Source organism: Noviherbaspirillum humi (genome assembly GCF_900188095.1).
GTDB lineage: Bacteria > Pseudomonadota > Gammaproteobacteria > Burkholderiales > Burkholderiaceae_D > Noviherbaspirillum > Noviherbaspirillum humi.
The window spans coordinates 667,656-689,219 of sequence record NZ_FZOT01000002.1 but is presented as its reverse complement, the minus strand read 5'-3'; the positions used below and the strand labels follow the sequence as shown (position 1 = coordinate 689,219).

18 protein-coding genes are annotated in these 21,564 nt (G+C 63.4%); 8 read left to right on the top strand and 10 right to left on the bottom strand.

All coding sequences use genetic code 11. The features are described from left to right. The first annotated feature begins 1 nt into the window (after position 1). Positions 2-1,867, top strand: coding sequence for a 1-deoxy-D-xylulose-5-phosphate synthase (gene dxs, locus CHB88_RS06530; protein WP_089398458.1), 1,866 nt, complete (start codon positions 2-4; stop codon positions 1,865-1,867). A 408-nt stretch (positions 1,868-2,275) separates the two neighbouring features. Here dxs and CHB88_RS06525 read toward each other — a convergent pair whose 3' ends face one another. Further along, positions 2,276-2,827, bottom strand: coding sequence for a cob(I)yrinic acid a,c-diamide adenosyltransferase (locus CHB88_RS06525; protein ID WP_089398457.1), 552 nt, complete (start codon positions 2,825-2,827; stop codon positions 2,276-2,278). 107 nt (positions 2,828-2,934) lie between these two features. On the opposite strand from CHB88_RS06525, the gene CHB88_RS06520 reads away from it, so the two are divergent. The 5 genes from CHB88_RS06520 to glcF all read left to right on the top strand — a co-directional run bounded on the left by CHB88_RS06520 (position 2,935) and on the right by glcF (position 9,261). Continuing rightward, positions 2,935-4,344, top strand: coding sequence for an FAD-binding oxidoreductase (locus CHB88_RS06520; RefSeq protein WP_089398456.1), 1,410 nt, complete (start codon positions 2,935-2,937; stop codon positions 4,342-4,344). Between the two features lie 36 nt (positions 4,345-4,380). Further along, positions 4,381-5,268, top strand: coding sequence for a LysR substrate-binding domain-containing protein (locus tag CHB88_RS06515; RefSeq protein WP_089398455.1), 888 nt, complete (start codon positions 4,381-4,383; stop codon positions 5,266-5,268). Between the two features lie 173 nt (positions 5,269-5,441). Beyond that, complete coding sequence (locus CHB88_RS06510) at positions 5,442-6,932, top strand: FAD-linked oxidase C-terminal domain-containing protein (RefSeq protein ID WP_089398454.1); 1,491 nt, start codon at positions 5,442-5,444, stop codon at positions 6,930-6,932. 11 nt (positions 6,933-6,943) lie between these two features. Beyond that, the gene (gene glcE / locus CHB88_RS06505) at positions 6,944-8,011 is read left to right on the top strand and encodes a glycolate oxidase subunit GlcE (protein ID WP_089398453.1); all 1,068 of its coding nucleotides are present in this window, start codon (positions 6,944-6,946) and stop codon (positions 8,009-8,011) included. A gap of 2 nt (positions 8,012-8,013) precedes the next feature. Continuing rightward, on the top strand, positions 8,014-9,261 hold the full coding sequence (glcF, locus tag CHB88_RS06500; RefSeq protein WP_089398452.1) for a glycolate oxidase subunit GlcF: 1,248 nt from the start codon (positions 8,014-8,016) through the stop codon (positions 9,259-9,261). Between the two features lie 120 nt (positions 9,262-9,381). On the opposite strand, the gene CHB88_RS24235 is transcribed toward glcF, so the two are convergent. From CHB88_RS24235 to CHB88_RS06475, 8 genes are all read right to left on the bottom strand, one after another. Further along, positions 9,382-9,885: a hypothetical protein gene (locus CHB88_RS24235; RefSeq protein ID WP_143131145.1), complete on the bottom strand. Its 504-nt coding sequence runs from the start codon at positions 9,883-9,885 to the stop codon at positions 9,382-9,384. Between the two features lie 501 nt (positions 9,886-10,386). Continuing rightward, entirely contained in the window at positions 10,387-10,854 is a 468-nt protein-coding gene (locus CHB88_RS24230; RefSeq protein WP_176442342.1) for a hypothetical protein, read from the bottom strand. A 247-nt stretch (positions 10,855-11,101) separates the two neighbouring features. Then, complete coding sequence (locus CHB88_RS24225) at positions 11,102-11,434, bottom strand: hypothetical protein (protein WP_143131143.1); 333 nt, start codon at positions 11,432-11,434, stop codon at positions 11,102-11,104. A gap of 141 nt (positions 11,435-11,575) precedes the next feature. Further along, entirely contained in the window at positions 11,576-11,992 is a 417-nt protein-coding gene (locus tag CHB88_RS06495) for a hypothetical protein (RefSeq protein ID WP_089398451.1), read from the bottom strand. 534 nt (positions 11,993-12,526) lie between these two features. Then, the gene (locus CHB88_RS06490) at positions 12,527-12,796 is read right to left on the bottom strand and encodes a nickel-binding protein (RefSeq protein ID WP_089398450.1); all 270 of its coding nucleotides are present in this window, start codon (positions 12,794-12,796) and stop codon (positions 12,527-12,529) included. A gap of 158 nt (positions 12,797-12,954) precedes the next feature. Continuing rightward, positions 12,955-14,418: an efflux transporter outer membrane subunit gene (locus tag CHB88_RS06485; RefSeq protein WP_089398449.1), complete on the bottom strand. Its 1,464-nt coding sequence runs from the start codon at positions 14,416-14,418 to the stop codon at positions 12,955-12,957. 5 nt (positions 14,419-14,423) lie between these two features. Next, positions 14,424-17,564, bottom strand: a complete 3,141-nt coding sequence (locus CHB88_RS06480) for an efflux RND transporter permease subunit (protein WP_089398448.1) — start codon at positions 17,562-17,564, stop codon at positions 14,424-14,426. A 15-nt stretch (positions 17,565-17,579) separates the two neighbouring features. Beyond that, positions 17,580-18,803, bottom strand: coding sequence for an efflux RND transporter periplasmic adaptor subunit (locus tag CHB88_RS06475; RefSeq protein WP_089398447.1), 1,224 nt, complete (start codon positions 18,801-18,803; stop codon positions 17,580-17,582). 312 nt (positions 18,804-19,115) lie between these two features. Between CHB88_RS06475 and CHB88_RS06470 the strand changes: the two genes are divergently transcribed. Both CHB88_RS06470 and CHB88_RS06465 read left to right on the top strand, forming a co-directional pair. Next, positions 19,116-19,760 (top strand): TetR family transcriptional regulator, encoded by a 645-nt coding sequence (locus tag CHB88_RS06470; RefSeq protein WP_089398446.1) that lies wholly within the window; start codon positions 19,116-19,118, stop codon positions 19,758-19,760. A 37-nt stretch (positions 19,761-19,797) separates the two neighbouring features. After that, positions 19,798-20,115: an antibiotic biosynthesis monooxygenase family protein gene (locus CHB88_RS06465; protein ID WP_089398445.1), complete on the top strand. Its 318-nt coding sequence runs from the start codon at positions 19,798-19,800 to the stop codon at positions 20,113-20,115. Between the two features lie 72 nt (positions 20,116-20,187). Here CHB88_RS06465 and CHB88_RS06460 read toward each other — a convergent pair whose 3' ends face one another. After that, on the bottom strand, positions 20,188-21,525 hold the full coding sequence (locus CHB88_RS06460) for a TolC family outer membrane protein (protein ID WP_089398444.1): 1,338 nt from the start codon (positions 21,523-21,525) through the stop codon (positions 20,188-20,190). Positions 21,526-21,564 lie beyond the last annotated feature (39 nt).

Here is a 21,564-nt window from a genome sequence, read left to right as displayed (position 1 = left end):
TATGAACCTGCTAAACAAAATCGATTCCCCCGCCGACCTGCGCCAGCTGTCGCGCCTCCAGCTCAAGCCGCTGGCCGACGAGCTGCGCGCCTTCGTGCTGGACTCCGTCTCCAAGACTGGCGGACACCTGTCGTCCAACCTCGGCACGGTGGAGCTGACCATCGCGCTGCACTATGTCTTCAACACGCCGGAAGACCGCATCGTCTGGGACGTCGGCCATCAGACCTATCCGCATAAAATCCTCACCGGCCGCCGCGACCGCATGGGCACCCTGCGCCAGCTGGACGGCATCTCCGGCTTCCCGCGCCGGGCGGAGAGCGAGTACGACACCTTCGGCACCGCCCATTCCTCCACCTCGATTTCGGCCGCTCTCGGCATGGCGCTGGCCGCCCGCACCAAGGGCGAGAACCGGCATGCGGTGGCGGTGATCGGCGACGGCGCCATGACCGCCGGCATGGCCTTCGAGGCGCTCAACAATGCCGGCGTCTATGACGACATCAACCTGCTGGTGATCCTGAACGACAACGACATGTCGATCTCGCCGCCGGTGGGCGCGCTCAACCGCTATCTTGCGCGGCTCATGTCCGGCAAGTTCTACGCCGCCGCCCGCAACGTCGGCAAGTCGGTGCTGCCCGGCCCGATGCTGGAGCTGGCCAAGCGCCTAGAAGAGCATGCGAAGGGCATGGTGATGCCGGCCACGATGTTCGAGGAGTTCGGCTTCAACTACATCGGCCCGATCGACGGCCACGACCTCGACGCTCTGGTGCCGACGCTGCAGAACCTGAAGAACCTGAAAGGCCCGCAGTTCCTGCACCTGGTCACCAAGAAGGGCCAGGGCTACAAGCTGGCCGAGGCCGACCCGGTGCTGTACCACGGCCCCGGCAAGTTCAACCCGCAGGAAGGCATCAAGCCGGCCTCCGCCTCCAAGCTGACGTACACCCAGGTGTTCGGCGACTGGCTGTGCGACATGGGCGCCGCCGACCAACGCCTGGTTGGCATCACGCCCGCCATGCGCGAAGGTTCCGGCCTGGTGGAATTCGAGCGGCGCTTCCCCGACCGGTACTACGACGTCGGCATCGCCGAGCAGCATGCGGTCACCTTTGCCGCCGGCATGGCCTGCGAAGGCTTCAAGCCGGTGGTGGCGATCTACTCCACCTTCCTGCAGCGCGGCTATGACCAGCTGATCCACGACGTGGCGCTGCAGAACCTGGACGTCACCTTCGCCCTCGACCGCGCCGGCCTGGTCGGCGCCGACGGCGCCACCCACGCCGGCAACTACGATCTCGCCTACCTGCGCTGCATTCCCAACATGGTGGTGATGGCGCCGTCGGACGAAAACGAAAGCCGGCAGATGCTTTCCACCGCCTATCAGTACAAAGGACCGGCGGCGGTGCGCTATCCCCGCGGCGCCGGCATCGGCGCGGCGGTGCAGCCGACGCTGGACACGCTGCCGCTGGGCAAGGGCGAGATCCGCCGCGAAGGGAAGGGCATCGCCATCCTGGCCTTCGGCACCATGCTGCATCCGGCGCTGCAGGCGGCGGAAAAGCTGGACGCCACCGTGGCCAACATGCGCTTCGTCAAGCCGCTCGATGCCGAGCTGGTGAAGCAGCTGGCGCAGGATCATGAAGCGCTGGTGACGGTGGAGGAGGGCTGCATCATGGGTGGCGCCGGATCGGCGGTGGCGGAAGCGCTGGCCGAAGCCGGCATCGTCAAGCCCATCCTGCATCTCGGCCTGCCGGATCGGTTCATCGATCATGGCGATGCGGCGCAGCTGCTGGCGGCTTGCGGGCTGGATGGCGCTGGCATCGCGGCGTCGATTCGCCAGCGGTTCGGCAAGGATCAGCCGCGGCTGGTGGTGAATAATTGAGTCGGTTGAAGGAGCAAGGAAGTTTCTTTCCCATCTAGGGGCATAGCGAGGATTTCGCAGGGCACCGCCCTGCGCTCGCGAAGCCAGTCAGGCTTGCGGGCCTGATCGTGGGTGAGGTTCAGGACCTGACTACCCAGTCCCCTCCCCTTCAAGGGGAGGGTTTGGGGCGTAGCAGGGGTTTCGCGGAGTATTGCTCCGCGCCTGCGCAGCCAGCAGCGCTTGCAAGCGCTGCTGTGGGTGGGATGGGTTTTTGTCGCGCTTAAAGAACATCCGTTAAATGCGGAAGAAACCCATCCCCCTCCCAACCTCCCCCTTGAAAGGGGAGGAGTTTTCTTTGCTGCGCGACCTTCCCACAGTCGGGCTTGCAAGCCTGACCGGCTCCGCAGGAACAGAGCGGCGCTCCAAAAACTACCTGCTACGCTCCCGCTCCCACAACACATCCCCTCCGCCCGCATAACGGTTCAGCACCCGCGACAGCACGAACATCAGATCCGACAGCCGATTCAGATATTGCCGTGGCGCCTCGTTCACCGCTTCCACCCGTCCCAAGCTGACCACGCTGCGCTCGGCGCGGCGGCAGATGGTGCGGCAGACGTGTGCCAGCGACGCGGCGCGGGAGCCGGCCGGGAGAATGAAATCCTTCAGCGCTGGCAGGTCGGCGTTGTAGTCCGCCAGCAAGCCATCCAGCCGGGCGACGTGCGCCTCCTGAATGAGCGTGTAACCCGGAATGCACAGCTCGCCGCCGAGGTCGAACAGGTCATGCTGGATCGATACCAGCTGCTCGCGCATGGCTGGCGGCATGTCTTCGCACAGCAGCAGGCCGAGGTGGGAATTGAGCTCGTCCACGTCGCCCATGGCGTGCACGCGCGGGCTGTCCTTGTCGGTGCGGCTGCCGTCGCCGAGGCCGGTGGTGCCGTCGTCGCCGGTGCGGGTGGCGATCTTCGAAAGTCGGTTGCCCATGTTGTCGTCTGTCCCTTGAGGTGGAATCAGCCGGAGGATAAGCCAAATCCGCCGTGCCCGCTTCCGGGAGTAAAATCCGGTGACGACAATGCATCAGCGGAGGCAGCATGAACCATCCCACCCCCCTGGCGGAGCTGAGAAAGCCATTGCCCGAAGCCCTGCTCGATGCGCTGCGCGCAGTCTTCGGCGAGCGCCTTTCCACCACCCAGGCCATGCGCGAGCACCACGGCCGCGACGAATCCTCCTACGATCCCATGCCGCCCGACGCGGTGGTATTCGCCCAGTCCACCGAGGAGGTGGCGGCGGCGGTGAAACTCTGCGCCAGCCATGAAGTGCCGATCATTCCCTACGGCACCGGCACCTCGCTCGAAGGCCACATCCTGGCGCTGCGCGGCGGCGTCACCATCGACCTGTCGCAAATGAATGCGGTGGTCGCCATCCATCCGCAGGACCTGACGGCAACGGTGCAGGCCGGCGTCACCCGCAAGCAGCTCAATGCCGAACTGCGCGACACCGGCCTGTTCTTCCCGATCGATCCCGGCGCCGACGCTTCCCTCGGCGGCATGGCGGCCACTCGCGCGTCCGGCACCAATGCCGTGCGCTACGGCACCATGCGCGAAAACACCCTGATGCTGACGGTGGTCACCGCCGACGGCCGCATCATCCGCACCGGTTCCCGCGCCAAGAAATCCTCCGCCGGCTACGACCTGACCCGCGTCTTCGTCGGCAGCGAGGGCACGCTCGGCATCATCACCGAAGTCACGGTGCGGCTCTATCCGCAGCCGGAAGCCATTTCCGCCGCGGTCTGCTCCTTCAATACCACCGCCGACGCGGTCAACGCGGTGATCCGCACCATCCAGATGGGCGTACCGGTGGCGCGGGTGGAGTTTCTCGACGAAAACGGCGTGCGCAGCATCAATGCCCACGACAAGCTGACCCTGCCGGAAAAGCCGCTGCTGCTGTTCGAGTTCCACGGCAGCGACATGGGCGTGGCCGAGCAGGCGCAGACGGTGCAGGAAATCGCCTTCGAGTTCAATGCCCTCGGCTTCGAATGGGCGACGCGGCCGGAAGACCGCTCCCGCCTCTGGCAGGCGCGGCACAATGCCTATTTCGCGATGCTGCAGATGCGCCCCGGCGCCCGCGCCATCTCCACCGACTGCTGCGTGCCGATCTCCAGCCTGGCCGAATGCATCCTGGATACGCAGGCGGACTGCGAGCACCACGGCATCATCTACTCCATCATCGGCCATGTCGGCGACGGCAATTTCCATGTGCTGCTGATGGTGGACCCGAACGATCCGGAAGACGTGGCGCGCGCCGAGGGCGTGAATGCGCGCATGGTGGGCCGGGCGCTGTCCATGGACGGCACCTGCACCGGCGAGCATGGCGTCGGCCTGCACAAGATGGATTTCCTGGTGCAGGAGCATGGCGAGGAGGCGATCGACGTCATGCGCACCTTGAAGCATGCGCTCGACCCGAAGAACATCATGAACCCCGGCAAGATCATTCGCTGGTAAGCCCGCCGGCTCCAGGAGAACAAGAAAAAGGATTGCATGGCGACACGTCTGCCCCCGGTTCACGCCCTGTCGGCCTTCGAAGCCGCCGCCCGCCACGGCGCCTTCGCCCTGGCGGCGGAGGAACTGTGCATCACGCCGTCGGCGCTGTCGCACCGCATCCGCCTGCTGGAGGAATTCGTCGGCGAACGCCTGTTCATCCGCGACGGCCGCAGCGTCAACCTGTCGGAGTTCGGCCGCCGCTACCTCGACGTGGTGCGGGCGGCGCTGCGCACGCTGACCGACTTTCCCCTGCCGCACCGGAACACGCCGGCCCAGCCGCGCATCAAGATCACGGTGCCTCCCACCTTCGCCCGCTACCTGCTGGTGCCGCGCCTGGCGGAATTCCAGTCGCGTCATCCGGACATCGTGGTCGAGATCTTCCTCTCGGTGCCGCTGTACGATCTCAGCCTCTCGGAGAGCGATGTCGAGGTGCGCTTCGGCGCCGGCAAGTATCCCGACATCCTGACCGAGAAGCTGTTCGAGGAGCCGGCCTTCGCCGTCGCCACGCCGAGCTACGTGGCCGGCATCGGCGGCCTGCAGACGCCGGCCGATCTGAAGAAGGCGACCCTGCTGCGCTCGGCGCTGGAACCGTGGCAGCCCTGGTTCGAAGTGGCCGGCCTGGATTGGCCGGAGCCGTCCACCGGCCTGCGCCTGGACGATCTCGGGCTGCTGCTGGAAGCCATCCGCGCCGGCTACGGCGTCGGCCTTACCCGCCAGCATTTCGCCGCCGAGCAGCTTGCCTCGGGTGAACTGGTGCAGCTTTTCGATGTCTGTCTGACATCGCCGCCGCATGCGTACTACGTGGTCTACGAACCGGAAGCGCGGCGCCGTCCGGAGGTGGCCGCCTTCGTCGACTGGCTGTTCGATACCTTCAAGACCTTGTAGGGAAACGGCCGGAGCGCGACGCCGCCAAGCCGGCCGGGTGAAAAATATTCAAGCGCCGGCCTCAAGCTTTTCAGCCTGCGCCGCCGCATAATCGGCCCAAGCGTGTGGCGCTTTTCGCTACACTCTGCACATCTGAAAATCCGCCGTTCTGGCGGACTGTCAAGGATTCCGCCATGAACGCCCCGACCCCGAACCAAGCCTTCAGCGCCGCGCGCCAGCGCGAAGTCGCCGCCGCGCTGGACCGCATCCTGCCCGACGGCAGCGTGCTGTTCAACGAGGAAGACACCCGGCCCTACGAATGCGACGGACTGACCGCCTACCGCCAGCTGCCGATGGTGGTGGCGCTGCCGCAGACCGAGGAGCAGGTGATCGCCATCCTCAAGGCCTGCCGCGAGCTGCAGGTGCCGATCGTGCCGCGCGGCGCCGGCACCGGCCTGTCCGGCGGCGCCATGCCGATCGCCGACGGCGTAGTGCTGTCCACCGCCCGCTTCAACCGCATCCTCAAGCTCGACCCGTACGCCCGCACCGCCGTGGTCCAGCCCGGCGTGCGCAACCTCGCCATCTCGGAGGCGGCCAGCGCCCACGGCCTGTACTACGCGCCCGATCCCTCGTCGCAGATCGCCTGCTCCATCGGCGGCAACGTGGCCGAAAATTCCGGCGGCGTGCATTGCCTGAAATACGGCCTCACCGTGCACAACGTGCTGAAGGTGCGCATGGTCACCACCGAGGGCGAGGTGGTGGAGCTCGGCGGCGAGTCGCTCGATGCGCCCGGCCTCGACCTGCTGGCGGTGTTCATCGGCTCCGAAGGCATGCTCGGCGTGGTCACCGAGGTCACCGTCAAGCTGGTGCCGAAGCCGCAGCTGGCGCGGGTCATCATGGCGTCCTTCGACGATGTCGCCAAGGGCGGGGATGCGGTGGCCAACGTGATCGCCGCCGGCATCATTCCGGCCGGCCTGGAGATGATGGACAAGACCTCCTCGCGCATGGTCGAGCCCTTCGTCAACGCCGGCTACGACACCGACGCGGAAGCCATCCTGCTGTGCGAATCCGACGGCACGCCGGAAGAGGTGGAAGACGAGATCGGCCGCATGGCCGAGGTGCTGCGCGCCTCCGGCGCCACCGCCATCGCCGTGTCGGAGAACGAGGCGGAGCGGCTGAAGTTCTGGTCCGGCCGCAAGAACGCCTTCCCGGCCGCCGGCCGCATCTCGCCCGACTATTACTGCATGGACGGCACCATCCCGCGCAAGCAGCTCGGCCTGGTGCTCAACAGCATCGCCGACATGGAGCAGCGCTTCGGCCTGCGCTGCGCCAACGTCTTCCACGCCGGCGACGGCAACCTGCATCCGCTGATCCTGTTCGATGCCAACCAGCCGGGCGAATTCGAGCGCGCCGAAGCCTTCGGCGCCGCCATCCTGGAGCTGTGCGTGGAAGTCGGCGGCACCATCACCGGGGAGCACGGCGTCGGCATCGAGAAGATCAATTCCATGTGCGTGCAGTTCGCGCCGGAGGAGCGGGAAGCCTTCTTCGCCGTCAAGCGCGCCTTCGATCCGGCCTTCCTGCTCAACCCGGACAAGGCGATTCCCTCGCTGCACCGCTGCGCCGAGTACGGCAAGATGCACGTCCAGCGCGGCCTGGTGAAATTCCCCGATCTTCCCCGCTTCTAAGAACAACGACGATGGAACCCATCATCCAAGAATTCAGGCAGCGCATCCTCGATGCCGGCAACAGCCGCCAGCCGCTGCGCATCCGCGGCGGCGGCAGCAAGGACTGGTACGGCCAGGCCCTCAACGGCGAGGTGCTCGATACCCGCGCCTACAGCGGCATCGTCGCCTACGACCCGACCGAACTGGTGATCACCGCCCGCGCCGGCACGCCGCTGGCCGAGGTGGAGCAGGCGCTGGCGCAGCACAACCAGATACTGGCCTTCGAGCCGCCGCACTTCGGACCCGGCGCCACCATCGGCGGCGTGGTCGCGGCCGGCCTCTCCGGCCCGCGCCGCCAGGCCGCCGGCGCGGTGCGCGACTTCGTGCTCGGCGCGGTGCTGATGGACGGCAAGGGCGACATCCTGCATTTCGGCGGCCAGGTGATGAAGAACGTGGCCGGCTACGACGTCTCGCGCCTGCTGGCCGGCTCGCTCGGCACGCTCGGCCTGATCCTGGAAGTGTCGCTCAAGGTGCTGCCGCGCCCGCTGATGGAAACCACGCTGCGCTTTTCCATGGAGCGCGAGGAAGCCATCCGCCGCCTCAACGAATGGGGCGGCCAGCCGCTGCCGATCTCGGCCAGCGCCTGGCATGGCGGCGTGCTGCTGGTGCGCCTGTCCGGCGCGCCGGCGGCAATCGAGGCCGCCATCGCCCGCATGGGCGGCGAGCAGGTGCCGGACGCCGACGGCCTCTGGCTCAGCCTGCGCGAGCAGAGCAACGATTTCTTCGGCTCCCTGCAGCCCGCCGCCAGCCTGTGGCGCCTGTCTCTGCCCACTCATGCCAAGCCGCTGACGCTGGACGGCGACGAGCTGATCGAGTGGGGCGGCGCCCAGCGCTGGCTCAAGACCACCGCGAGCGCCGACGCCATCCGCGCCGCCGCCAAGGAAGCGGGCGGCCATGCCAGCCTGTTCCGCGGCGGCGACAAGGCCATCGGTGTCTTCCATCCACTGCCGCCGGCGATCGCCCGCATCCACGGCGGCCTCAAGAAAGCCTTCGACCCGGCCGGCATCTTCAACGTCGGCCGCCTGTATCCCGAATTCTGACCATGCAAACCAATCTCGCTGATTTCATCAAGGACACGCCGGAAGGCAAGGAAGCGGATGCGATCCTGCGCAAGTGCGTGCACTGCGGCTTCTGCACCGCCACCTGTCCCACCTATCAACTGCTGGGCGACGAGCTCGACGGCCCGCGCGGCCGCATCTACCTGATGAAGCAGGTGCTGGAAGGCAAGCCCGCCACCCGCAAGACCCAGATCCACCTCGACCGCTGCCTCACCTGCCGCAACTGCGAAACTACCTGTCCCTCCGGCGTGCAGTACGGCCGCCTGGTCGACATTGGTCGCAAGGTAGTGGAGCAGCAGGTGCCGCGCCCGCTCAAGCAGCGCCTGGTGCGCGAGGCGCTGAAGGAAGGCCTCACTCGCAAGTGGCTGTTCAAGCCGGCCATGGCCGCCGGCCAGACGGTGCGCGCGGTGCTGCCGCCGGTGCTGCGCAACAAGGTGCCGGCCCGCGTCGGCTCAGGCGACTGGCCGCGCACCCAGCATGCGCGCAAGATGCTGCTGCTCGACGGCTGCGTGCAGCCGGCGATGGCGCCCAACATCAACGCCGCCACCGCCCGCGTGTTCGACGCCCTCGGCGTGCAGCTGGTGGTCGCGCCCAAGGAAGGCTGCTGCGGCGCCATCCGCTACCACATGAACGATCACGACGGCGGCCTCGACGATGCCCGCCACAACATCGACGCCTGGTGGCCGTATGTCGAGCAGGGCGTGGAAGCGCTGATCATGACCGCCTCCGGCTGCGGCGTGATGGTGAAGGACTACGGCCACCTGCTGGCCGGGGACCCGCGCTACGCCGAGAAAGCCCGGCGCATCTCGGAGATGACCAAGGACCTGAGCGAACTCCTGCCTGCCTTCGAGCAGGAACTGCTCGCCAAGCTGGACGGCCTGCCCGCCAAGCGCGTGGCCTACCACCCGCCCTGCACCCTGCAGCACGGCCAGAAGATCCGCGGCAAGATCGAGCAGCTGCTGCGCGCCGCCGGCGTCGACGTCCAGCTCTGCGCCGATAGTCACCTCTGCTGCGGCTCCGCCGGTACCTACTCGGTGCTGGAACCGGACCTCGCCTACCGCCTGCGCGACGACAAGCTCGCCAAGCTGGAAGCGACCCAGCCGGAGATGATCGTATCGGCGAATATCGGCTGCCTCACGCATCTGCAGTCGGGGACGCAGACGCCGGTGCGGCATTGGATTGAGTTGATTGATGGGGCGCTGAGCGGGAAGCAGGTGGCGCAGGCGGCTTGATGTAGATTGATGTTGTTTGAATGGAAAAGCCCCATCGCCTTTAGAGTGGTGGGGCTTTTTTGCTTTTATGAAGGAACGCTTGAATACTGCAATGATTACCAGATGCTGTGGTAAATCGATTCAGAACTGTGGACCAAGCTTAAATGCTGGAAGATTTTCTATGACCGCAGTTCCCAAGCCACCAATTGCGGCAGCAGTACCAGCAGCCGTTCCTATTAACCCGGAAAGCACCCTTTTCGTTGTATTGATGACTGCAGAAATATCTATGTTCGAAGGCTTGTTTGCAATCTGCCGCCATGCATCAAGATTGGCGGCCGTGTCGAAAACTGCGATTCGCTTATCATCTTTGCAACTCTTCTTAAGGCCTTCAGCACGCTTAAGGAGGTCCTCAATTCTTTTATTGATCATTGTCTTATGCAGCCGTGCATATGTGGCAGGATCTTTTTGCAGCATTAATTCATGTATTAATTTCCAATAATCAGAAATATAAGGGTCGTAATCTTTTCCGCAACTCGTCGGTGTTTTACTCACTTCTGCTTGAGGCAGGGTTGGACAAGTGCTCTGATTTCTTGAATGGTCTCTAATGCTTGTTGATTGCTGATCGCAAGGTGATGTGAATCCCATAAATGCTTCTCCATTAAATAAAAATAGTAGAATAAATAAATTTGAGGTGATTTATGAAAACTATGGTTAATCAACTAATAAATCATCCTGCAAAGCGCCATTCTTTTAGCAAATAACATGCCGTGTATTTTGAGACGACAAAGAAAAAATAAAGGACACCGGGAGGGGCCTGTTTGATTTTGCAAGACGAAGATGGCATTAGTTGTAGGATGTTTGACCATCTTAAATAAGTATTTCACTTCCTTTATATGTTAATCAAGATATCCTTGGAGCGTCGGCAAGTCACTCCGACGTTAAATGAATGTCGCTTCGCTTAAGCAGAGAAGCAAAATCATTTTCCAGAGACAACTTATGTCTGACCATATTAATTTAAGGATATGCCAAGCAATGCGTGATTGGGCACGAAGACTTGAAGCGGATTTTTTCCTCGAAGAGCCGTTTCGTGTTGCGCCTTGCAACTAAATCGAGAGCCTCCGCTTTGCCTTTTTCGACCTTACTTCTCTAATACCCACCACTTTCAAGGGGTATATTTCTTAGATATTGGTTTAGCTGAGTTTCAATGAATTGTTTGATGCGTTCCAAGCCCGGCTCACTGTCCGCGGACGTTACACAGTTTTTAGGTAGATTATTAAAAGACTCATTAACTTTTTGGAGCTGAGAGCCTAGGGCAGCTTGCGAAGAGCCTGAACTGTTAGCACTGGGGGTAACCATATTCTTGTTTAAAGCGATAATCCTTGATTGCAGATTGGCTATTTTCGCATTCCAAGAATTAGCCGAACTGCAGGTGCTTGTTTCGAGTTTTTTAATCTCTTTTAAGATGGCGTCAATTTCCGATTGGATGGCAGATGTGGATGTGTTGTTTCCACCCTTCAAGCTTGATACCCTTCTAGATGAATCCAAAGAAATCGCGGGAGCGGGACTGCCTGCAATTAAATGCGTTTTCATGCCAAGTCTATTGCTAACTTCCATTTTCGTACCCCTTCGGATATTTACATTGATTGCTTTTTTCCGTTCATTGAACGTCAATTATTGATGTCGATTTGAATAGATAATTGCTCAATTGAAGTAATTGAGGTGATGAATCACCCAATCGAGATGGTCGCGCTATTTTCCGTTTACTTCGGATCTCTTCGATATCTAGAATTCGTTCGCATTCAATCTTCTGTAAGTTGATCTAAAGCGTTACCTTGCCGTGATGACAGCGACCCAGGATCATCTATTTTTCGCTAGCTTGTTTAAGCGCGGAGCCAATAGTTGAATTAATTGCTGCCCCCGTCGCTGTTGCAATGCCAATAGATGGCAGTGGGATTGCTATGTTGATCAACAAAGAAGATGGGAGATTGAATTTCAGCCGATCGAACGTTGGAAAAGATAAAGCTTCAGGTTTATGTGTTGACTGCTCTGTTTGAGCGGGTCGATGGATGTCTTTCACAGGTTGTTGCTGTGCCGGAGTCTTTCGATGAAGCGGAGCTTTCAGAAGTGTCAGTTCTGGTAAGAGGTTACGCAACGCAGGTGCATTGCCGCTAGTTGCTGCATTAACTTGTGCCATTGTGGCTTCTCCTTTGTTGATGAGAAACGACGGTTATTAATGTAGATGAAATGCGCTATCGAAGATCCAGGATTAAAACTAGCAAGTTCCGTCGCCTTCCGCTTGTACTGCTCCTTTCCATTTCATTTGGATCTAGACTCCTTATTTGGGAAAAATAAAATTCCAGAAACCTTGTTGTTGTTGCTGTGAGGCTTTCTTACGTTTCAAAATGGCCCGCAGCTCTTCCGACCAAGACTTGAGCGTGTCAATTTTCTGACTGATGTCACGAGAAGCCTTTACTTCATTAATCGGGAGTGATTTTCTGAGTGCCTCCGCAGTTTTGATCAAGCACTCAACTTCCGGCAACAATTTGCCGATGTACTCCGTATTTTTGTGAGCTGCGACTTCTGGGGTAATGACCTTGTTGCGTAATTCAGAAAATTGCTGATCGAACAGAGTCGAGGAAACCGTACAGCTCTTCGTATTGGCATTTGCCTGAGCGGTAATGATCGGATTCTTCGACTGCTGAGTAATGTAAACAGCGTTTGACGGTGATGAGGTTCTATCAGCGAGACTCATTTTTGCCTCTCAAGCAATCAAGTAAGTAGACGAGTTAGGTGATCAGCTTGAGATGACCTTGCGACTAATTAAGGAGTGCAGGTGGTGCAATTCCTTTAATCTGCTGAAGGTTCTGGCTCAATGACGATCGGTGTGAGCAACTTCCTTTACGTAGAAGTCAGTAGCACCTCCCGAGATGCAATTTGAATGCCAGTAATTTGGATTTTTAAAGAGCTGGCGGCTTTCTTATATTGCTATGTGCCATTCTTAGCAGTGAAAATTTGTCCGTGCATGTCATGCGAACCTAATATCGAGAAGGTATTTTTTGCTTCTGTAGCTTCTGACGCTGGTTCTTAACACGGCCCAGTTGCAAGCCATCCCGTACTGTTTTCATCATACGGATTGCGGTTGTCGCTGTTTAAGAACGGCCGCGTTTGTCAAATGTCGTCATCCCTTGAGATACGATGATGTTCAAGTCAATACAAGATGATGACTGCCCATTAAACCAGCGTTAAAAAGCCCGCCAAAGCGGGCTCAACAAGTCACAAAACCCGATCAATGCCGAGCCGGCAGATCCATCACCTCTTCCACCTTGTCGTAAGGCAGGGACGCTTCTTGGTTCACTCTCTCCACCGCTTCCCGGCTCTGCGCCTCGAACAGGCAGGTGCAGCGCTGGTCGGCTGGGAAGAAGTTGCTGCGGATATAGGTTACCGGGTCGCCTTGGGCGGAAACCGCCTTGGCGGCTTCGATCGCCGCCTGCTGCGCGGCGGAAAGCTGTTGCAGGGTGATGCCTTGCAGGTGTCGCTGGACAGCATAGGTCGTCATGTCTCGCCTCCGTTGGTGTGATCCCCCATCTCCCTGCGGCAGATGCTGCGCCGGATGCGGCGGGAGGGCTTGCGCAAGATCACGGGCGCCAAGCAAAAAGCCCATGCCCGCGGTTGCGGAGCATGGGCTTTCAGAGAAGCAAGGAGCGAGAGAAACGCTCAGCGCGCCTGGCTGGCGTAGTTGGTGGTGCTCTTCAATCCGCCGCCTAGGGAGCGGTAGAGGTCCACGCTGTTGGTCAACCGCAGCAATTGTGCCTGCACCAGCGACTGCTGGGCGGAGAACAGTTCGCGCTCCGCGTCCAGCACGTCGAGCGAGCTGGAGATGCCGTTGCGGAAGCGCTGGTCGGCGAGCTTCAGGCGGTCGGCCTGGGCGACCTGCACCGCGCGTTGGGCTTCGATCTGCTCTTCCAGGTAGCCGCGGGCGGTGAGGGCGTCCGACACTTCGCGGAAGGCGGTCTGGATGGTCTTCTCGTAATCCACCACCGCGAGATTGGTGCGCACCTGCGCCAGGTCGAGGTTGCCCTGGTTGCGGCCGCTGTCGAAGATCGGCAGCAGCAGCTGCGGGCCGAAGGACCAGTTGCCGGAACCGGCGCTGAACAGGCCGGACAGCGCCGTGCTCGCGGTGCCGAACGCCGCGGTGAGCGAGATGCGCGGGAAGAAGGCGGCGCGGGCGGCACCGATGTTGGCGTTGGCGGATACCAGCCGCTGCTCGGCGGCGCGGATGTCGGGCCGACGCACCAGCAGGTCGGAAGGCAGGCCGGCCGGGATGTCGTTGACGATGTTCTGTCCCGACAGCGGCTGAGGCGCCGGCAGGTCGCCGATGGTGTCGAGCGGACGGCCGACCAGCAGCGTCAGCGCGTTGATCGCTTGGGCGCGCTGGCGTGCCAGGGTGGCGAGGGTGGCGCGAGCGGTCAGCACCAGGGTCTCATTCTGGCGCAGGTCGAGGGCGGAGGAAGCACCGACTTCGAAGCGCTGCTGTGCCAGGCGGTAGCCGTTCTCGCGGCCCTGCAGGGTCTGGCGGGCCAGCTCGTGCTGCTCGGCGAAGCTGCGCTCGGCGAGGTAGGCCTTGGCGGTTTCCGCCACCAGGCTGATGCGCGCCGCCCGCGCGGCTTCCTCGGTGGCCAGGTACTGCGCCAGGGCCGCCTGGTTCAGGCTGCGCACGCGGCCGAAGAAGTCCAGCTCGAAGGAGGTCAGGCTCAGGCCGACCTGGTAGCCGGTGGTGAGGATGGGCCGGCCGCTGGCATTGAGTTCGCCCGGGGTGCGCGAGCGGGTCACGCCGCCGGCGGCGTTCAGCGTCGGCAGCAGGTCGGCCGACTGGATGTTGTACTGGGCGCGGGCTTCCTCGATGCGCAGCGCGGCGGTGCGCAGGTCGCGGTTGTTGTCGAGCGCGGCGGCGATGAAGGCCTGCAGCCGGCGGTCGGGGAAGAAGTCTTGCCAGCCGATGTCGGCGGCGGGCGTGCCGGCATTGGCGGCCGGGGTGGCCGGCGCGGCGATGCCGGTGGGCGCGGCTTCCTGCGGGAAGGTCGCGGCGACCGGGGCTTCCGGCCGCTGCAGGGTGGGCGCCAGGGAGCAGCCGCCGAGCACGCCGGCGGCCAGCAGGGACAGGGTAATTTGCTTCAGCATCTGGATCAGCTTTCGTTGCCTAGGTTTTCATGGGCATACATGCGGCGCTGGCGCTCGCTGCCGGGGAAGAACTTGCGCACCACGACGAAGAACACCGGCACCAGGAACACCGCCAGCACGGTGGCGGTGATCATGCCGCCCATCACGCCGGTGCCGATGGCGCGCTGGCTGGCGGAGCCGGCGCCGGTGGCGATCACCAGCGGCAGCACGCCGAGGATGAAGGCGAGCGAGGTCATGATGATCGGCCTGAAGCGAAGGTGCACCGCTTCCAGCGTGGCTTCGATCACGCCCTTGCCCTGGGCTTGCAGGTCCTTGGCGAACTCGATGATCAGGATCGCGTTCTTGGCCGACAGGCCGATGATGGCGATCAGGCCGACCTTGAAGTAGACGTCGTTCGGCATGCCGCGCAGGGTGGCGCCGAGCAGGGCGCCGAGGATGCCGAGCGGTACCACCAGCAGCACCGCCACCGGGATGGAGGCGCTTTCATACAGCGCCGCCAGCACCAGGAACACCGCGATCAGCGACAGCGCGAACAGCGCCGGCGCCTGCGAGCCGGAAGTCTTCTCCTCGAAGGAGGTGCCGGTCCATTCGAAGCCGAAGCCTTGCGGCAGCTGGCCTGCCAGGCGCTCCATCTCCGCCATCGCCTCGCCGGTGCTGCGGCCGGGCGCGGCGTCGCCGGAGATCTTCATCGCCGGATAGCCGTTGTAGCGCACCAGCTGCACCGGGCCGGTGACCCAGCGGATGTTGGTGAAGGCCGAGAACGGCACCATGTTGCCCTGTGTATTGCGGACGTTGAGCTTGAGGATGTCCTCCGGCTGCAGGCGGTCCGGCACGTCGGCCTGCACGATCACCCGCTGCTGGCGGCCCATGTTCGGGAAATCGTTGATATAGCTGGAGCCGATGGTGTTGGTCAGCGCGGCATTGATGTCGGAGTAGGCGATGCCGAGGGCGCTGGCCTTGTCGCGGTCGATGTCGAGCTGCAGCTGCGGCGTGTCTTCCAGGCCTTCGGGGCGGGCGCCCTTGATGACCTGGCTCTGCGCCGCCATGCCGAGCAGCTGGTTGCGTGCCGCCAGCAGGGCGTCGTGGCCGAGTCCGCCGCGGTCCTGCAGGCGGAAGGTGAAGCCGGTGGCGTTGCCGAGCTCGCGGATCGGCGGCGGATTCACCGGGAAGATGATCGCATCGCGGATCTGGGACAGGGCGCCGAAGGCCTTGCCGACCAGGTCGCTGGCGGTTTCGCCGGCGCCGCGTTCCTTCCAGTCGATCAGCGGCGTGAAAACCAGGCCGGCATTCTGGCCGCTGCCGGAGAAGGAGAAGCCGGTGACGGCGACGATGTTCTCGACGATCTTCTGCTTCTTGTAGAAGTCTTCGACCTGCTGCACCACCTCCAGCGTGCGGTTGGCGCTGGCGCCCGGCGGCAGCTGCACGTTGGTGACGATGTAGCCCTGGTCCTCGCTCGGCAGGAAGGAGGAAGGCAGGCGCGCGTACAGCAGCGCGACGCAGGCGATGATGACGCCGAAGATGATCATGTAGCGCAGCGCCTTGGTCAGCATGCGCGCCACCATGCCCTGGTAGCCGGTGGCGGTGCGGTTGAAGCTGCGGTTGAACCAGCCGAAGAAGCCGCGCTTTTCGTGGTGGTGGCCGGCTTCCACCGGCTTCAGGATGGTGGCGCACAGCGCCGGCGTCAGCGACAGCGCCATCAGCGCCGAGAGCAGCATGGACGACACCATCGACAGCGAGAACTGGCGGTAGATGGCGCCGACCGAGCCGCCGAAGAAGGCCATCGGGATGAACACCGCCACCAGCACCAGGGTGATGCCGACGATGGCGCCGGTGATCTGGCCCATGGCCTTGCGCGTGGCGTCGCGCGGCGACAGGCCTTCCTCGCTCATGATGCGCTCGACGTTTTCCACCACCACGATGGCGTCGTCCACCAGGATGCCGATGGCCAGCACCATGCCGAACATGGTCAGCACGTTGATCGAGAAGCCGAAGGCGGCCATGGCGGCGAAGGTGCCCATCAGCGCCACCGGCACGACGATGGTGGGGATCAGGGTGTAGCGGATGTTCTGCAGGAACAGGTACATCACCAGGAACACCAGCACCACCGCCTCGAGCAGGGTCTTGACCACTTCCTCGATCGAGATCTGCACGAACAGCGAGGTGTCGTAGGGGATTTCGTACTTCACGCCGGCGGGGAAGTAGCGCGACAGCTCGTCCATCTTGGCGCGGATGGCCTTGGCGGTCTGCAGCGCATTGGCGGTCGGCGACAGCAGGATGCCGACGGCGGAGGCGGCCTCGCCGTTCAGGCGGGCGGCGGTGGCATAGGTCTGGCCGCCGACCTCGATGCGGGCGACGTCGCGCAGCCGCACGGTGGAGCCGTTCGGATTGGCGCGCAGCACGATGTTGCCGAATTCCTCCGGGCTGGTGAGCTGGCCGCGCACCACCACCTGGGTGGCGATCTGCTGGGTGATGTTGCTCGGCAGGTCGCCCAGGGTGCCGGATGCCACCTGCGCGTTCTGGGCGCGGATGGCGGCGGAGACGTCGGCCGGCGAGAGCTTGAAGCCGACCAGCTTGTCCGGGTCGATCCAGATGCGCATCGCGCGCTCGGTGCCGAACAGGGTGGCATCGCCGACGCCGGGCACGCGCTTCAACTCGTTGAGCACGTTGCGCGACAGGTAGTCGCCCAGCGCTACCGGATCGAGCCGGCCGTCGCTGGAGGAGAGGGTGGTGAACAGCAGGAAGTTGCTGCGCGCCTTGGTCACCTGCACGCCTTGCTGGGTCACCGCCTGCGGCAGGCGCGGTTCGACCCGCTTCAGGCGGTTCTGCACGTCCACTGCGGCGAGATCGGGATTGGTGCCCGGCAGGAAGGTGACGGTGATCTGCGCCTGGCCGTTGGCCTGGCTCTGCGATTCCATGTACTGCAGTCCGTCGGCGCCGTTCATCTCCTGTTCGATCAGGCTGGTGACGCTCTCGTCCAGCACCTGGGCAGAAGCGCCAGGGTAGGTGGCGGTGACGACGACCGACGGCGGCGCGATGGTCGGATACTGGGCAACCGGCAGGCGGGTGATGGCGATGCCCCCTGCCAGCAGAATGAAGAGTGCGACCACCCAGGCGAACACCGGGCGGTCAATAAAGAACTTGGCCATGAGGCGGCTTCTCCCTTAAGACTTTTGAGCGGCGTTGGCGGCCGGCTGCTTCGCCGGCTGGGCTGCCGGCGCGCCGCCCTGGGCGGCGGCCGGGGCTTGCCACGGCACGGCGCGCGCTGGCGCGCCCGGCTTCACTTTCTGCAGGCCTTCGACGATCACCTTCTCGCCGCCCTTCAGGCCGTCGGTGATGATCCACTTGTTGCCCTGTGCGGTGCCGGTCTTGATCGGGCGCGGCGCGACCTTGCCGTCGGCGCCGACCAGCATCACGTAGGCGCCTTCGGTGCCGCGCTGCACCGCCTGCTGCGGCACGGTGATGGCCTGCTCGTCCACCGCCTGCTCGATGCGGGCGCGGGCGTACATGCCCGGCAGCAGGGCGCGATCGGAATTGGGAAATTCGGCGCGCAGAATCACCGAGCCAGTGCTTTCCTCCACGGTGACGTCGGAGAACAGCAGCTTGCCGCTGATGCCGGTGTTCTTGCCGTCCTCGGTCACCAGGGTCACCCTGGCGCCGTCCTTGCCGACGCTCTTGAGCTGGCCGCTGCGCAGCGCTTGCTGCAGGCGCGCCAGTTCGGTGCTGGACTGGGTCAGGTTGACGTAGATCGGATCGAGCTGCTGGATGGTGGCCATCAGCGTGGCTTCGCCCTGGCCGACCAGCGCGCCCTCCGTCACCAGCGAGCGGCCGATGCGGCCGGAGATCGGCGCGGTGATGGTGGCATAGCCGAGATTGAGGCGAGCGGTCTCGCGCGTCGCCTTGGCGGCGGCGAGGTCCGCGGTCGCCTGCTTGGTGGCGGTGACGGCGTCGTCGTATTCCTGCTTGCTGATGGCATTGGTTTCCACCAGGGGCTTGTAGCGCTGAGCCTTCATATTGGCCTGAGCCAGATTGGCCTCGGCGCGAGCGACGGTGGCCTCGGCGCTGTTGAGGGTGGCCTGATAGGCGGAAGGATCGATACGGTACAGCACGTCGCCCGCTTTCACGTCGCTGCCTTCACGGAACGCCCGCTTCTGCACTATGCCCGGCACCCGCGCCCGCACCTGCGCCACGCGGGTGGCTTCGAGCCGGCCGGGAAGTTCGTTGAAGATGGCGAGGCGCTCCGGCGTCACGGTGACGACGGCGACTTCGGGCGGCGGCGGTGCGTTACCGGGTGCCTGCGCATGGGCGGCCTTTTCGCCGCAGCCGGCGACGGCGGTCATGATCAGTGCGGCGGCGGCAATTCCGGTGAGGCGGTAAACAGGACTCATAAGTACTCGCTCGGTTTTCGATAATTGATCTTGGGTGAGGCGGAGATACTGCAAGGACACCCATACTAAGCGTCCATCGCCGGTGGCAGGCTGGCAGTATAGTTCTTATTTGGGGAACAAGCTGGTATTATACATACATACGTGAATGTATGTATGTGACGCCCGAACGGCGCACGCCGGGCCCGCCTCGCTTCGTAGCGGAGCGCGCCCCGCCGCCTTGCGCTTTCCCGGCGCGAATCGGCCGGGCATATGCTTCAATGCATCAACAGTCATCGGATGGATACGTCCATCTCGAGTCACTCAAGGATCCCCATGGCCCGCAGTACCAAGGAAGAAGCGCTCGAAACCCGCAATCGCATCCTCGATGCGGCGGTGGAGGTGTTCTACGCCAAGGGCACCTCGGCGACCTCGCTTGCCGACGTGGCCGAGGCGGCGGGTGTCACTCGCGGCGCGATCTACTGGCACTTCAAGAACAAGAGCGACCTGTTCGACGCGATGTGCGAACGGGTGCGGCTGCCGATGGAAGCCATGACGGAGGCGGGCGCCAGCCAGGAACAGGAGGATCCGCTCGGCCAGCTGCGCGCCTCCTGCATCTTCGTGCTGCGGCAGGCCGCGGCCGATCCGCAGACGCGAAAAGTTTTCGAGGTGCTGTTCCACAAGTGCGAATACGTCGAGTCGTCCGGGCTGATCCAGGCCCGCCAGCAGGAAGCCTTCCGCCGCGGCGAGGCCCGCATCGAGCGCATTCTGCGCAATGCCATCACCCACGGCCAGCTGGCGCCGGAACTCGACGTGCACCTTGCCGCCACCGCGCTGCATGCCGCCGTCATCGGGCTGGTCAGCAACTGGCTGTTCGCCAAGGACACCTTCAACCTGGAGAAGCAGGCGGAGCGCCTGATCGATGCCAGCATCGACATGCTGCGCTATGCGCCTTCGCTGCGCAAGCCGGCTTCCCGGTAGATAATTGGTTGCCCCCCGCTTTGCTTTCGAGGCAGACATGACCACCATCGCGAACACGCCGGCGCCGCCTTACTATGCGGTGATCTTCACTTCCATCCGCACCGATGCGGACCAGGGTTATGCCGACATGGCGGCAAGGATGGTGGAGCTCGCGGCACGCCAGCCCGGTTTTCTCGGCATGGAGTCGGTGCGCCAGGAGGTGGGGATCACCGTCTCTTACTGGAAGGACCTGGAATCCATCCGCGCATGGAAGGCGAATGCGGAACATCTGCAGGCGCAGCAGCTCGGCCGCAGCACTTGGTATTCGGCGTTCAAGACGCGCATATGCAAGGTGGAACGGGATTACCGCTTGTGAGGATTCCCGTATCCATCGAAACGAAAAAGCCGGCATCAGCCGGCTTTTTCATTGGCGAACAGGTGTTGGCTATCACGGCGCCGCAGCCAGCAGCGCATTCACCTGTACCAGATCCTCTTCCTTCAGCACGCCGGCGGCCGCCTTCAGGCGCAAGCCGTTCATGATGGTGTCGTAGCGCGCCCGGGCGAGGTCGCGCCGGGTAGAGAATAGCTGCTGCTGGGCGTTGAGCACGTCGATATTGATCCGCACGCCGACCTGGTAGCCGAGCCGGTTGGACTCCAGCGCCGACTGGCTCGATACCTCGGCGGCTTCCAGCGCCCGCACCTGGGCCAGGCCGCTGTTGACGCCTAGGAAGGCCTGCCGCGCACCCTGGGCGGCGGTGCGGCGGGTGTTTTCCAGGTCGGAGCGGGCCTTGTCTTCCAGCGCGATGGTTTCGCGCACCCGGCTCTCGGTGCCGAAGCCGGAGAACAGCGGGATGGCGACCTGCACGCCGACGTTGGTGCTGTTGACGTTGCTGCCGAAGGCGGAGGTGACCGTGCCGCTCTGGTTGGTGCGGTTGCGGCTGGCCACCAGATCCACCGTCGGATAATGGCCGGCGCGGCTGCGCTTGACTTCGCGCTGGGCGATTTCCAGCGCCAGCTGCTGGCCGACCACGCCGAAATTCTGCTGCTCGGCGCTGGCTACCCACTGGTCGGCCTGGGCCGGCTCCGGCGCATTCAGCTTCAGGCCGGGCTTGAGGGAGGCGAGGTCGTCGGGCGCGCGGCCGATGATTTGCTGCAGCGCGGTGCGCTTGATCTGCAGATCGTTGGTGGCCGCGAATTCCTGCGCCACCGAGAGGTCGTAGCGGGCCTGGGCTTCATGGGTGTCGGTGATGGTGGCGGTGCCGACCTCGAAATTGCGCTTGGCCGAGGCCAGCTGCTCGGTGATCGCTACCTTCTGCGCCTGGATCGTGGCCAATGCATCCTGCGACACCAGCACGTCGAAATAGGCCTGCGCCACGCGCACGATCAGGTCCTGCTGCGCCTGGGCGAACTGCGCTTCGCTCGCCGCCACTTGCAGCCGGCCCTGCTGATAGGCTTCCCAGTTGGCGAGCCGGAACAGCGGCTGCGACAGCGACAGGGTGTAGCCGTTGCTGCCGAAGTTGCGGTCGAGGGGCACGGTGCCGACGGCGCTGCCGGCGCTGCCGTCGAGATAGGATCGGTTGACGTTGCCCGACAGGCCAACCTGCGGCAGCAGGCCGGCGCGCGCCTGCACGCTGCGCTCCTGGCCGGCGGTCAGGGAAGCGCGGGCGCTGGTGAACTGGGGATCGTTGGCCTGCGCCTCCCGGTAGACCTGCAGCAAATCGACTGCCTGCGCATTGAGCGACAGGAAGGCGCCGGCCAGCATTGTGGCGACTAGGCGGGCTCGCATGACATCCTCTCCTTATTAGATATTGTTTTTCGTGGCCGC